The organism is Pseudomonas sp. BJa3, assembly GCF_026343815.1.
Lineage (GTDB): Bacteria > Pseudomonadota > Gammaproteobacteria > Pseudomonadales > Pseudomonadaceae > Aquipseudomonas > Aquipseudomonas soli.
On the sequence record NZ_JAOXMC010000387.1, the window covers coordinates 1 to 252 of the forward strand.

The 252-nt window shown below is 67.1% G+C and carries 1 protein-coding gene; it reads left to right on the forward strand.

What is annotated here, in order from left to right:
• Window positions 1-168: LexA family protein (locus OH705_RS28130; protein ID WP_267303558.1), on the forward strand; the 168-nt coding region annotated here is incomplete at its 5' end.
• Window positions 169-252 lie beyond the last annotated feature (84 nt).

Genomic DNA, 252 nt, shown 5'->3' on the forward strand with positions numbered 1-252 from the left:
GTGGTGGCGCGCATCGACGATGCCATCACCGTCAAGCTGCTGAAGATCGGCAAGGACCGTATCCGCTTGCTGCCGCGCAACCCCGACTACGCACCGATCGAGGTGTTGCCGGACCAGGATTTCGCCATCGAAGGCCTCTACTGCGGCCTGGTGAGGCCGAACCGGTGACCGCACCGGTCCTCTTCGTGTTTCCCGGCTCCGCCGAACGGCGATCCCCGACCGGCGCGGGCGGCGATTCCCGATCCACGGGTG